Annotated in this window: 14 protein-coding genes; 9 read left to right on the top strand and 5 right to left on the bottom strand. The window is 44.3% G+C overall.

What is annotated here, in order from left to right; all coding sequences use genetic code 11:
- The first annotated feature begins 3 nt into the window (after positions 1-3).
- The 5 genes from folK (at position 4) to acs (ending at position 5,157) form a co-directional block, all read left to right on the top strand.
- On the top strand, positions 4-519 hold the full coding sequence (folK, locus tag ABD128_RS08795; RefSeq protein WP_343989259.1) for a 2-amino-4-hydroxy-6-hydroxymethyldihydropteridine diphosphokinase: 516 nt from the start codon (positions 4-6) through the stop codon (positions 517-519).
- A gap of 40 nt (positions 520-559) precedes the next feature.
- Positions 560-1,207: a deoxynucleoside kinase gene (locus ABD128_RS08790; protein ID WP_110200622.1), complete on the top strand. Its 648-nt coding sequence runs from the start codon at positions 560-562 to the stop codon at positions 1,205-1,207.
- A 69-nt stretch (positions 1,208-1,276) separates the two neighbouring features.
- A complete protein-coding gene (panB, locus tag ABD128_RS08785; RefSeq protein ID WP_343989255.1) occupies positions 1,277-2,071 on the top strand; it encodes a 3-methyl-2-oxobutanoate hydroxymethyltransferase in 795 nt (264 codons plus the stop codon).
- 42 nt (positions 2,072-2,113) lie between these two features.
- Entirely contained in the window at positions 2,114-2,977 is an 864-nt protein-coding gene (gene panC / locus ABD128_RS08780; protein ID WP_343989253.1) for a pantoate--beta-alanine ligase, read from the top strand.
- Between the two features lie 248 nt (positions 2,978-3,225).
- Positions 3,226-5,157: an acetate--CoA ligase gene (gene acs / locus ABD128_RS08775; RefSeq protein ID WP_343989251.1), complete on the top strand. Its 1,932-nt coding sequence runs from the start codon at positions 3,226-3,228 to the stop codon at positions 5,155-5,157.
- A 27-nt stretch (positions 5,158-5,184) separates the two neighbouring features.
- On the opposite strand, the gene ABD128_RS08770 is transcribed toward acs, so the two are convergent.
- On the bottom strand, positions 5,185-6,024 hold the full coding sequence (locus ABD128_RS08770; RefSeq protein WP_343989249.1) for a DUF1853 family protein: 840 nt from the start codon (positions 6,022-6,024) through the stop codon (positions 5,185-5,187).
- A gap of 400 nt (positions 6,025-6,424) precedes the next feature.
- On the opposite strand from ABD128_RS08770, the gene ABD128_RS08765 reads away from it, so the two are divergent.
- A complete protein-coding gene (locus ABD128_RS08765) occupies positions 6,425-7,123 on the top strand; it encodes a response regulator (RefSeq protein WP_343989247.1) in 699 nt (232 codons plus the stop codon).
- Complete coding sequence (locus ABD128_RS08760; RefSeq protein WP_343989245.1) at positions 7,104-8,504, top strand: ATP-binding protein; 1,401 nt, start codon at positions 7,104-7,106, stop codon at positions 8,502-8,504. The genes ABD128_RS08765 and ABD128_RS08760 overlap by 20 nt, the downstream gene beginning before the upstream one ends.
- 62 nt (positions 8,505-8,566) lie before the next feature.
- On the opposite strand, the gene ABD128_RS08755 is transcribed toward ABD128_RS08760, so the two are convergent.
- Both ABD128_RS08755 and ABD128_RS08750 read right to left on the bottom strand, forming a co-directional pair.
- On the bottom strand, positions 8,567-9,229 hold the full coding sequence (locus ABD128_RS08755) for a LysE family translocator (protein WP_343989243.1): 663 nt from the start codon (positions 9,227-9,229) through the stop codon (positions 8,567-8,569).
- Complete coding sequence (locus ABD128_RS08750) at positions 9,229-10,005, bottom strand: DedA family protein (protein ID WP_343989241.1); 777 nt, start codon at positions 10,003-10,005, stop codon at positions 9,229-9,231. The genes ABD128_RS08755 and ABD128_RS08750 overlap by 1 nt, the downstream gene beginning before the upstream one ends.
- 169 nt (positions 10,006-10,174) lie before the next feature.
- Between ABD128_RS08750 and ABD128_RS08745 the strand changes: the two genes are divergently transcribed.
- Positions 10,175-10,633 (top strand): hypothetical protein, encoded by a 459-nt coding sequence (locus ABD128_RS08745; protein WP_343989239.1) that lies wholly within the window; start codon positions 10,175-10,177, stop codon positions 10,631-10,633.
- 27 nt (positions 10,634-10,660) lie between these two features.
- On the opposite strand, the gene ABD128_RS08740 is transcribed toward ABD128_RS08745, so the two are convergent.
- A complete protein-coding gene (locus ABD128_RS08740; RefSeq protein ID WP_343989237.1) occupies positions 10,661-11,275 on the bottom strand; it encodes an ACT domain-containing protein in 615 nt (204 codons plus the stop codon).
- A 141-nt stretch (positions 11,276-11,416) separates the two neighbouring features.
- Here ABD128_RS08740 and ABD128_RS08735 point away from each other — a divergent pair, with 141 nt between their 5' ends.
- Positions 11,417-12,217, top strand: coding sequence for a M48 family metallopeptidase (locus tag ABD128_RS08735; RefSeq protein WP_343989235.1), 801 nt, complete (start codon positions 11,417-11,419; stop codon positions 12,215-12,217).
- A gap of 72 nt (positions 12,218-12,289) precedes the next feature.
- Here the strand turns inward: ABD128_RS08735 and ABD128_RS08730 are convergent, their stop codons facing one another.
- Entirely contained in the window at positions 12,290-12,952 is a 663-nt protein-coding gene (locus ABD128_RS08730; protein ID WP_343989233.1) for a glutathione S-transferase family protein, read from the bottom strand.
- Positions 12,953-13,166: the final 214 nt, after the last annotated feature.

Here is a 13,166-nt window from a genome sequence, read left to right as displayed (position 1 = left end):
GCTATGCAGCGCGCAGTGGTGAGCTATATTGCGCTGGGAAGTAATTTGAACAACCCAGCCCAACAGGTACAACAAGCCTTATTAGCGATGGATCAGCTACCTGAAACTTACCTGCTGGCTTACTCAAGCCTTTATCAAAGCGCACCGATGGGGCCACAAGATCAGCCTCCTTTTATTAACGCTGTAGCTAAAATTAAAACATCTCTTGAGCCCCTAGAGTTACTCAACCAACTGCAAGCAATTGAAAATCAACAAGGTCGAGTGCGCAAAGAACACTGGGGCGCTCGAACAATTGATTTGGATATTGTCCTCTACGATCATACAATCATGCAGACAGACCGTTTAACGCTACCTCATTATGGTGCTAAAGAGCGTGACTTTGTGTTATTGCCTCTGGCCGAAATCGATCCACAGCTGGTTTTTCCAGACGGCGAATCTGTTAGCCATGCTTTGCAACATTGCGAGCGCTATCAACTCGAGAAGATTGCGCTCTCGCAATACAAGCCGCAACACAAATAAAGATAATAATGAAATACTATTTAGGAGACTTTGAGTCAGTATGAACATCAAGATACCTCATAACTTTATTGCGGTTGAAGGGCCGATTGGAGTCGGCAAAACCACTTTGGCTCGCAAGTTATCCGAAGTGCTTGATAGTGAGCTGATTCTAGAGCAAGCGGAAGAAAACCCTTTTCTTGAACGCTTCTACCAAGATCCCAAAACGGGAGCCCTACCGACTCAGCTCTATTTCTTATTCCAGCGAGCACGCCAACTTCAAGAACTGCGTCAGTCGGACATGTTCTCGCCACTTCGCATAGCGGATTATCTGATGGATAAAGACCGTCTTTTCGCGCGCTCAACGTTAGACGAAGAAGAGTTACGTTTGTATGAGCAGGTTTACGACAACCTTACAATCGACGCACCAAAGCCTGATTTAGTGATTTATTTACAAGCGCCAGTCTCTGTTCTTGCTGAGCGTATTAAGAAGCGTGGACGTCGTGAAGAAGTTCCTATCAGTGGCAATTACTTGCAAACTATTTGTGATGCTTATACTGACTTTTTCTATTATTATCATGAGTCACCGTTATTAATCGTTAACGCCTCAGGCATCGACCTCGTCGAGAACGAAAAAGATTTTGAAATGTTGCTCGAGCAAATCCACGCCACCGACTCTGGGCGTAATTACTTTAATCCGAGCCCGGTTTAAGCTCGATCAGAATTAGGTTAAGACGCACTTAGCTCAGCAACCCAATAGAATGATTAGCAGGGAATTTTCATGAAGTACACAAGCATTAGTCATATTGAAAAACTGAAAGCCAATGGCGAGAAATTCAGCTGTCTGACGGCTTACGACGCCACTTTTGCCGGCGTTATGTCCGAAGTCGGTATCGATATGATCTTAGTCGGCGACTCGTTAGGCAACGTGATCCAAGGTCAAAAAACCACTGTTCCAGTGACTTTGGAGCAGATGGAATATCATATTGAATGTGTCTCGCGTGGCAACCAAAACTGCTTAATCGCTGGCGATATGCCTTATATGAGCTACAGCACACCTGAAGAAGCTTACGACACCGCGCGCCGCATTATGCAAGCCGGTGCACAGATGGTTAAGCTAGAAGGTGGCGCTTGGTTACTCGACACCATTCAGGGGCTTACCGTGCGGGGCATCCCTGTGTGTGCTCACCTAGGACTAACGCCACAGTCGGTAGATGCTTTGGGTGGCTTCAAAGTCCAGGGGCGCGATCAAGATACGGCTGATGTTTTACTCGATGACGCGAAAAAGCTCGAAGCTGCCGGCGCTAGAATGTTGGTGTTGGAGTGCGTACCAAGCGAATTGGCCAAGAAAGTCGCTGAAGAACTGACTATCCCTGTAATGGGGATTGGTGCAGGCGTTGATGTCGATGGACAAGTTTTAGTGTTGCACGACATGCTAGGCATTTCTCCGTTTCAGGCGAAGTTTGTGCGTAACTTTATGGCGGACTCTAATGGCAACATCAAAGCCGCTATTGAGCTTTACCATCGAGAAGTTAAGGATAAAAACTTTCCTGCACCACAACATTCCTTCGACTAAAACTACTGACTCAATACCTATTCCCTATAGATACCTTGAACTATGATCATCGCAAAAACCATTTCAGAGTTACAGCAAGCTCTTTCTACATCACGCAAAGAAGGTAAAACTATCGGCTTTGTCCCAACCATGGGTAACTTACATCAAGGCCACCTAAGTCTGGTCGAAAAAGCAAAAGAGGTTGCCGATGTGGTTGTGGTTAGTATTTTTGTAAACCCGACTCAGTTTGGGCCGAATGAAGACTTTGATTCTTACCCTAGAACTTTTGACGCCGACTGCGAAAAATTGGACTCGCAATCGACAGATATCGTATTTGCGCCAAGCGTAGACGAGGTTTATCCAGGTTATGCAAGCAATAAAACACAACCGAGTTTAACCAAAGTTCATGTTGAGCAGCTAGGCAAGCAACACTGCGGCGCTTCGCGTCCGGGTCATTTCGATGGTGTGACCACTATCGTCAGTAAATTATTTAATATGGTACGTCCTGATATTGCAGTGTTTGGTCAGAAAGACTTCCAGCAAATTACGATTATTCGTCGTATGGTTCAGGATCTAAATATTCCAGTCAATATTATCAGCGCACCAATTTTACGCGAAGAAAACGGCCTCGCCATGAGTTCTCGAAACGGTTATTTATCCGCTTCAGAAAAAGATCAGGCGGCCGGTATCTACCGCATTTTAACTTGGGCCAAACAGCAACTTGAAGAGCACAAGCTCAGTTTTGATGAAGTTGAGCAAAGCGCGGTAAAACAATTAAACGACCAAGGCTTTAGAGTTGACTACTTCAACGTTAGTAATGCCGATACGCTGCAAGTCGCTGAAACTTCAGATAAGAATTTAGTGATCTTGGTAGCGGCCTTTTTAGGCAAGGTTCGGCTGATTGATAATATTCAAGTCACCTTATAATTCATCCGAAACAACTATAATCGTGTTTAAAAACGCTTAAAAACTCCTGCCAGGCGGGAGTTTTGCTTGCTACAGCCGGACAAAACTTTTCTCCTGCCCAAGCTCTTTTAGTTTTCAGTTACTCCCTTGCCTCGAATACTCTTTAATATTGTCGCTAACTAGCTTTCGCCTTTATACATTTTGATTTATGCTGATAAGTCAGTTTTAGCTGAGCACATAACAAAGACTAATCATTATAGGAGTCAGCGATGTCAGAGGTAAAAACCTACCCTATCATCAATAATCCGCAGTATGAGCCTCATATTGATGAAGACACTTACCACCGTATGTATCAACAATCTGTCTTAGACCCGGATAAGTTCTGGTCGCGTATGGCACACCAGTTTGTTGACTGGTTCGAGCCGTGGGAAGAAGTGAGTAATGTCGACTTCAAGAAAGCTGAAATCAGTTGGTTTAAAGGCGGTAAGCTCAACGTTTCCTATAACTGCATCGATCGCCACCTTAAAGATAAAGCCGAGCATACGGCAATCATATGGGAAGGCGATGATCCAGACCATCAGCGCTATATCAGTTACCAAGAATTACACGACGAAGTTTGTCGTTTTGCCAATGCTTTAAAAGCCCGCGGAGTCAAAAAAGGCGACCGCGTATGTATTTATATGCCGATGATTCCCGAGGTTGGTTACGCCATGCTGGCTTGTGCGCGTATTGGCGCGGTTCATTCGGTAGTATTCGGAGGCTTCTCACCAGAAGCCCTAAAAACGCGCATCCTCGATAGCGACTGTCAGGTGCTTATAACCGCGGATGCTGGCGTTAGAGGTGGCAAGCAAGTACCGCTAAAAGCGAATGCCGACGAAGCGCTAAGCTCCTGCCCCAATGTTCACACCGTGATGGTGGTTAAAAGCCAGAATGCTGATATCGCTTGGAACGAACAGCGTGATATTGACTACAACGAATTTAAAAAAGAGATGGAAGCGGAATGCGCACCAGAGGTAATGGACGCGGAAGACCCTCTGTTTATTCTCTACACTTCCGGCTCAACGGGTAAACCCAAAGGCGTACTACACACTACCGCGGGTTATTTGCTCTATACCGCCATGACTCATAAGTATGTTTTTGATTATCAAGATGACGAAATCTACTGGTGTACAGCAGATGCCGGTTGGATCACAGGCCACTCCTATATCTTTTATGGTCCGCTTGCCAACGGCGCAACCACTTTGGTATTCGAAGGCGTTCCTAACTACCCCACTACCTCGCGTTTCTGGGAAGTGATCGATAAACATAATGTCAGTATTTTTTATACCGCTCCAACCGCTATACGAGCCTTGATGGCTGCTGGCGATGAGGCCGTAAAAAAAACCTCTCGTCAATCACTACGTGTTCTAGGTAGTGTCGGCGAACCAATTAACCCTGAAGCCTGGGAATGGTATTTTAATGTTGTTGGTGAACAAAAGTGTCCGATTATAGATACGTGGTGGCAGACAGAAACAGGTGGCATTATGATCTCACCCTTACCTGGCGCAACTTCGCTTAAGCCAGGCTCCGCCACACGACCATTCTTTGGCGTGCAACCAGCGCTACTCGATACTGACGCGAAGGAGCTCGATGGCGTGGCTAATGGTAGCTTGGTCATGAAAAACTCTTGGCCAGGGCAAATGCGTTCGATTTGGGGTGATCACCAACGCTTCTACGACACCTACTTTTCACAATACCCTGGTTATTATTTTTCAGGGGATGGTGCAGAGCGTGATGCAGATGGTTACTACTGGATCACTGGTCGCATGGATGACGTATTAAATGTCTCAGGTCATCGCATGGGAACCGCAGAGATAGAGAGTGCGCTAGTCCTCCACCCTGCTGTGGCTGAAGCGGCTGTCGTTGGCTATCCGCATGATATCAAGGGACAGGGCATCTACGTCTACGTCAACTTGATGCAAGGCCAGCAAAGCTCTGAAGAGCTTCGAAACGAGCTGGTCGCTCATGTCGCAAAAGAAATAGGCCCTATCGCGAAGCCCGATAAACTACAGTTTGCCGACGATTTGCCTAAAACTCGCTCAGGCAAAATTATGCGTCGAATCTTAAGAAAAATAGCTGAAGATGATGTTGAAAACATTGGTGACACATCTACACTAGCTGAGCCAGCGGTGGTTGAAAAGTTGATCCAAGAAAAACTTTAACCGACAAAGAAGGCACTAGCTGGAGTCTTAACTAGGGGTTTTGATTCGAGCTTTTGCCTTCTGTAACCACTCTGAAGTCACGACAAATCCGCGCATAATTTCAGTGCCACTGCGGACTCCAACAACTTGCTGAATTCGTTGAAACATATAGCGTTCATTATGTCCATGAATTAGAATCGCTTTATTATCAAGCGGGCGGAGCTCTTCAACTTCTTCTGGCGCAATCTTTGAAAGCCAGTACCTTTTTGGTAATAAGTACCAGTCAATACTCGAGCTTAACTGTAAATGTGCAAAGTCTTCCCAGCTAGTCCAAAACCCTTTGAGATGCTTTGTGCTTACTTCGCAAGGATACCTAAAGTCATCATTCATATAATCGTCTAAAGGATAAAATAGTCGCCCTTTAGTTAATAATTTAATGGCATCAATATTGATATTTCTATCAGCAAGCCATTGCTTAATGAGTTCATTTTTTGACAGCGCCAATTGGTGCTCAAACAATCGGTCATATTTATTGTCAAATCGGTCTCGCAGATTGGGTCCAACCCAGTCACTCAAGGATCTGCCTTCACCTACTTTAAGGTAGAACTTAACAGCAAGCTCACAGTGAATATTCTTTTGACTCTCTTTGTCTTTAATAATGGAGTCGAATTCACCTAAAGTATGTTTATCGATAATGACCTGTAGGTTGTGCTCTAAAACTTCTAAGCTTTCACAGGAATAGACCAGGTGTTGCCATAATTGCTCAAAGTACACACCTAGGCGGTGAGTTGCTTTGTAATTAAAATTATTGCTGACCTTCATTCGATGGGTTAGATCTCGAATGCTCAATTCAGAGTTCAACTCCAATAACTCGGGTGATTTTAGCATCCAAGTAAGGTCATTATGATAGCGCGTCATGGCCGTGATTTAGAGGTTTCCTTTTTGATTTGGCTCAATCATAACAAATATTTGGTCGCCTCTCAGAAATAAAAAAGGGCCGACTTAGTCGGCCCTACTCACTAGCGGTATGAATTTATACAGGGGGTAAGTTCAAAAAGGAGAACATTCATACATTGAGTTAGCATCATGCGGGGGTACACACATCGCTAACCTTCGAGGTACACTATACCCAACTAGAACGTCTAAGTGTTCGGGGTTTGAGTAAATTCTAAGAAAAGATATGTAAAGGCGACTGACTATTCTTTACACTAGATCTTAGGCTCGCATGCTACTATGAGCAAAAATTAAGGTAAGCACAGCCCAATGTGCCTATTTATGGGAACTTTTAATGGTCAAATTATTACTTGCAGATGATGATATAGAGCTTTGTCAGCTTCTTCAGGAATACCTGTCTCAAGAAAACTTTGATATTACCGTAGCTCACGATGGAGCCTCTGCGGCAAAGCTAATTTTAAACGATACTTTTGATTTGATGATTCTCGATGTCATGCTACCCAACATGAACGGCTTTGACGTTCTTAAGGAAGTTCGTAAAGAGTCTCAAGTTCCTATTTTAATGCTTACCGCGCGTGGTGATGAAATTGACCGAATCGTAGGTTTAGAGCTTGGCGCTGATGATTATATCGGTAAGCCCTGCAACCCTCGGGAGCTGACAGCGCGTATCCGCTCGATCTTACGTCGCACTGAAACCGACTACAGTCGCAAGAAAAAGAAGCTACGCTCGATCCACCTTGATGACTTATACATCAATCCTGGCTCTCGTGAAGCTCTGGTGAATAATAAAGCCATGAAGCTTACTGCTACTGAATTCGACATTCTATACTTGCTTACTAGCCAAGCGGGCGAATTGGTTAAGCGTGACGACTTATCGGAGAAGTGCCTTGGTCGTTCGCTAGAAGCTTACGATCGCAGCATTGATATGCATATTAGCAATTTAAGACGTAAACTCGGCACCGACAAGACAGGTGAAGAACGAATCAAAACCGTGCGCGGCGTAGGCTATCAATATGTTTCGTACGATTCGTAGGCTAACCAAGCCCAATCTCTTCTGGAAAATCTTTTTGTGGTTTTGGTTAGCGACACTGCTGACTTTAACCACCATCATTTTTTTCTACAGTTTAACCTCAAAAGATACTCGCTTAGTTCCTGTCTCTAGTCAGGAGTCTGAGCTACTGCGCCAAACCGCTATTACCATTCAGCTACGCCACGTTATTGAAGAATATCAAAATGGGTTGCCGATAAAGCCCGAAGGTAGCAATAAAGCTCTCGACAATACTTTTATCATCAACAATCAAGGTTATGAAATAGCCGGCAAGCAGGTTCCTGAGGTTATCTACCAGCTAAGCGCCCATTATAAAAAGCGCAACCAAGCTGCCACAGTAACCATTAATAATTACTCCTATTCTGGACCTGAAATCGTTTTTAGTCGTGGCCAGTATTACCTGTTATTCATCAAACAAAAAAGCCAGCAACACTTTAGTACCGTGATAAGCCAGTTTTACCATTCGATTAGCGTATTACAGCTGTTAGCAGCGCTCGGTATCAGTTTCTTGGTTTGCTTTGCTTTGGCTTGGTACTTAACACGCCCCATTCACCAACTACAAAAAGCAACAAAAGCAATAGCCAAAGGCGATCTTCAAGCTCGTGCTAAGGACTTTATTGGTAAGCGGGCCGATGAATTTCATGATTTAGCAGAAGATTTTGATTTAATGGCTGATCGAATTAATCGCATTATTATGTCGCAGAAGCGTTTGCTGAGCGATGTTTCGCATGAACTACGCTCGCCCTTAACGCGAATGCAAATCGCCGCCAGTTTAGCCCAAAAGCATAGCCAGGCAGAGTGCGCCAAGCATATTGATAGGATTGAGGTGGAGGTTCAGCGTCTAGATGACCTCATCGGTGAGCTGCTGCAAGTGGCCGCTCTTGAGCGTGGACAGCAACACGGCAAGCCGGATACTTTCGTAGTCAATGACTTACTCGATATCATTATTAGTGACGCACAATTTGAAGCAGCCGCTAATAATAAAGAAGTCGTTTTTCTAAAGAGTCCGACTATCCACTTTAAGGGTTACTACAACTTGCTCGCTAGGGCGGTTGAAAATGTTATCAGAAATGCTATTCGACATACTCCTGATGGCACAAAAATTACCGTGCAAGTCAAAAAAGCCGGCCAGCACTTTTTAATTTTAATCAGTGACCAAGGCGAAGGTGTAGAAGAAGCGCATCTAACGAAAATTTTCGAACCTTTCTATCGCCCAACCGAAGCACGAGAAAGAAGCTCTGGTGGTACAGGTTTAGGCTTAACCATTGCTAAGCGTGGTGTGGAAATCAACGGCGGCACCATTCGTGCAGAAAACCACCCCCAAGGTGGCCTTTTAGTGACAATCTCTTTAAAAGCCTCGCGTTAATTACACGAGGCTTGTCAGCACTAAGCTTAAACCTTCGAACCCCAACATAACGATCAAAAGCCTTAAAAAATATTCCACAGCATAAATAGTGCCAGAGCTATTAAAAATGCTCCCAAAACCCTGTCAATCCAATGCCCAAATTGATTGAAGAAGCGACGTACTTTTTGGCTCGCTAAAATACAAGATAAGAAAACAAACCAAGCTGCCGTGACCACCGCCATCCACACGCCATAAAAACTCTGTATACTGAGTGGCGTTGTTGCATTAACCAAAGTAGTAAAGAGCGATAGGAAAAATAAGGTCGCTTTTGGATTTAAAACGTTAGTGACAAAGCCTTGGCGAAAAGCTTTAGCGTCGGTCATAACGGCTTTACCCTGAACAGGGTTTACCGTCGCGCTTGAGCTTTCCGCTTGAGCCCTTATAGCTCCCCAGCCGATATAGATTAAATAGGATGCCCCGGCGAGCTGAATCAGCTTAAAAAGCCAGTCAGTGCTTTTAATGAGTAAACCAATCCCTAACACAGCATAAGCCACATGGACAAATATGGCGAGGCCAATACCAAGACTTGTAATAATAGCAAAGCGCTTACCAAAGACTAAAGATTGTCGCATAACAATGGCGAAGTCAGGGCCTGGACTCATGACAGCCAACAGGTGCGCTGACGCTATAAGCAAAAATTGTTGCCAATAGTCCGCAAAATCACTCACAAAACCTTCTAAGCCCATCAGCCAATGACACCTATAATTTTCTCAGAGAGCTTAATCATCAAGGCACCGTAAGATGTGCAGACTAAAAACACAATGACGCTCAAAAAAGCGGCTATCGAGGCAGTCATCTTGATCTGAAAATGGCGGCTAAGTGGCACTTCTTGCGACGAGTCCTTCGCTCTACCTTTAAGCCATAACTGCTTCAAGTAGCCTCCGAGCAACCATAAGCTCACCGCCATGATCACTATACAACTGACGAGAATAATGACTTGCTGTTTTTCAAAGGTCAATGCGGCGCCTAAAACCACACCTGGCATTAAATAAACAGGCGCCCAAATTAGGGTGGCAATGACGACCGCCAGCAGAAATTTCTTAGCTGGCATATCTAGAATTCCGGCAATCAACGATATTACCGCTCGAATGGGCCCAATGAACTGACCGACTAGAATCCCTGCAAAGCCATGTTTCTTGAAAAAAGTTTCGGAGCGGTGCAGTAAGGTTTGGTGACGCTCTACCCAAGGCCAGTGGTGAACTCGATCTTTAAAAGCGACTCCTACCAAATACGAAACCGCTTGCCCTAGCGTTGCGCCAGCAAAGCTGAAAAAAGCTATCGGCCAGAAGTTGAGGGTCCCGGCACCTATTAGTCCTCCGACCCCGACTAAAAGTAACCAGCCAGGCATCACTAAGCCAATAATTGCCAATGACTCTAGGAATGCAATTGCTAAAACCACAGCACCTGCCCAGTGTGGGTTTATACGAATCCACTCAATAATGTTTGATACGATCTCTTCCATGGGGGCTAATAATGAATAAAGTTGCTTATAAAGGCGAACATTATCTGTAAATCCATGCCCCCAAGTCCAGTGTTTAGTTGCTTGCTAATTGCGTGAGCCTCGTTTATCGTTTGCATAATACGATGATTTTCCAGTTGTGTACTGGTGGAACTTAAGGAACTTGCTCTACATGAATGATAATACAAACGATACTTACCAAACCATTATCCAACAGCGCCAACCCCAAGATATTGAGCTGTTTCATAACGTTCATCCGGATGTAAAGCCACCAAAAACCGAGCTTGAAGATCTTTACACGGCTCATCAAGAAATTAACGATTATCGATCTGCGGGTGAATTTATCCGAAGCTTGGCACGTACTATAAAAAGATGGCGCCAACAAATGCCTAAAGATGCTGAGCCTACGATTGTGGCAATTTTGAATGGAGGCTTACAGATTCAAGTCTCTCGCTTGGTTCAAGAGTCATTCCACGGCATTAGAATTGAAGGTACCGCAGGAGGCAACCCCTGTATGGTGCTTGCCCATCAGAATAATGTTGAGTTACTTTGCTATGTACAGAAGGTACGAGAGGAAGAGCCTGAAAGACGTATAGGCTTTGTCATAGAGGGTAAAGAAACGGAAGAGTAGCCTTAACGCTACAGGAAGTTCTAAGCGCTAAATGGCTTCCTGTAGTGCATCTTCTTCAAAATCAATAACCACGTGGATATCAAGCTTTTCAGCCAGAAGCTGTAACTCTCGCTCAACTTCATCAATATCAAAGATAAAGTCCGTCGAGACTTGCAGCTTAACCTTGTAAGCAGCTTTGCCTGACTCACTTATATAACGCTTTCGTGTAAGCTCATCGACCACTAGCTGATTTCTAGATAAGGCCCTAAAAATTTCGACGTCTAGGACCTTGTCGCGTAAGCCATACAGCTCAATGTCAAATGCAACTTTGTCATTAAGAATACCGCTAGATAACGAGTGTCCAGGTGAGAATTCAAATTGCAACCGTTTAGAATTTAAACTTTCCAGACAAGCTCTAAAAGGTCCGAAATAAGCAATATTGATTGAAATATAGAAAAGACCGTTAAATCGATCTTCAATCCGGTGGAAGCGGGATGCTTGTAAGCGCCCGTTAAATCGATTCAAAATTTCAGACAAGGTTACAATGATATCTTCATTGTCAGTACCTGATACCGAAACAATTACTTCCATGTCACTGTTATCTGAATGCTGCAAACCTTGTTCACTGCCAGTCATGTTGCGCACTTGAAATACTCCGTTCATACCAATAGCACACCCAAAAACTACTATAAATTGTACAAATTTTCAACCGACTGGTTCATTGTTAAATTTTATTAACCGTTATTGCTATCATAACCCCTTCCTCCTAATATAAAGCAATAACACATGCAATGGAGACGCGACATGAGAAAAGCCCTAATTGTCTTAATCACACTAATTCTAATCACTGCCTGCGCCACCTCGCCTACCGGCCGTAATCAGCTAATTCTTTTCCCCGAATCGCAGATGGCTGAAATGGGTAGTGCAGCCTTCGCATCCATGAAAAAAAGCCAAACCATCGATACAAATCGCCGTCATAACCAGTACGTGAACTGTATCGTCAACAACCTGATCCCAGAGCTAAACAGTATGGCACCTGATATGCGCTCTACTCGATGGGAAACAAAAGTCTTCGTTGACGACAGTCCAAACGCTTTCGCCCTGCCTGGTGGTAAAATAGGCGTACACACGGGCATGTTCAAGGTTGCAGACAACCCTAGTCAGTTAGCAGCCGTAATTGGCCACGAAATTGGCCACGTATGGGCTCGACACGGTAACGCGCGGGTTTCTAATCAGTATGTGTCTAACGCGGGTTTACAGCTGGCTTCCGTATTAGCTGGTGAACCAACTACGGAAAAACAGCAGTTATTGAATTTGTTAGGCGTGGGGACTCAGCTCGGTGGATTAGCCTTTAGTCGTGAAGATGAGTCTGAGGCGGATGAAATTGGTTTAGAGCTTATGGCCAGAGCCGGTTTCGACCCAGCGGAAAGCGTTGAGCTGTGGAGAAACATGTCAAAAATGGGTGGCAGTAAACCACCTGAACTTTTGTCCACGCACCCAGCGAATGAAACTCGAATTCGTGACTTACAGTCGAAAATGGTAGAAGCTCAAAAAATTTACCAGCAAGCGCGCGCACGAGGTAAAAGACCGAACTGTCATCTTTAAGGTAAAACATTTTGACTTTCTAAAGCCAAAAAAATAGCGGGCCACATTGGCCCGCTTATTTATTGGTTAGTATTACTGGTCAGCTAAATAACCGCCTCGCTCGAAAATCCCTTCAATATAAAGATCTTCGAAATCCTTAGACACTGACTTTTGTACTTCAGGCAGCGACAACATATTGTCACGCCACTTCATTATCTTTTTATAATCACTCACAGGATCAACGCCAATATTATCCGCCACCAGTTGCGAGCGCATTAAAAATGGTGCAAATGAACTATCGACCAAGGTAAATTTTTTACCCTCGAAAAAGCCGTCACTGCCAATTTTTCGCTCAAGCTGTGAGAGCTTCTTAGTCAAGTCTTCCTCAATTTTGAAATAGGTTTCCTCACGACGAGCTTGGGTCAACTGGTGCTGAGCATTAAATAAACTACTACTAAACTCAATCCAGGCTCGTTGCTCTGCTTTCGCTAAAGGATCTTTGGCTAGCATTGGTTCGCCGTGTGTTTCGTCGAGATACTCGTTAATCACGGCCGATTCGAATAAGACATGATCTTGAACCCGCAGTAACGGAACCTTGCCTAGCGGCGATATTTCTAGGAACCAGTCCGGCTTCTTTTGTAGATCAATATATTCAATGGTGTGATCAATCTTCTTGTGCAACAAAGTAATAACCGCTCTTTGTACAAAAGGGCACAGTTTAAAACTTATTAAAATTGGCTGTTCTAAAGACGTCATATCAACAACTTCAAGTTAAGGGCTTTCGATCATAAATCATACTGTTGCATCCTATCTCAATATGACTCACCACAATTGAGCGACGAATCATCATTTTGCTGTAACACAGTCATCAGCATTAGCAGGCGCAACCCGTTGCGCTGTAACACGTTTGTGTTCAGCACTTTTTTCCAAACTTTACAAGACTGACTCTAGCCTACTTTTCTCTTCACAC

Origin of the sequence: Kangiella japonica (genome assembly GCF_039523535.1) — a bacterium.
Taxonomy (GTDB): Bacteria; Pseudomonadota; Gammaproteobacteria; order Enterobacterales; family Kangiellaceae; genus Kangiella; species Kangiella japonica.
The sequence above is the reverse complement of the archived record's forward strand: the minus strand, read 5'-3'. Positions and strand labels throughout refer to the sequence as shown.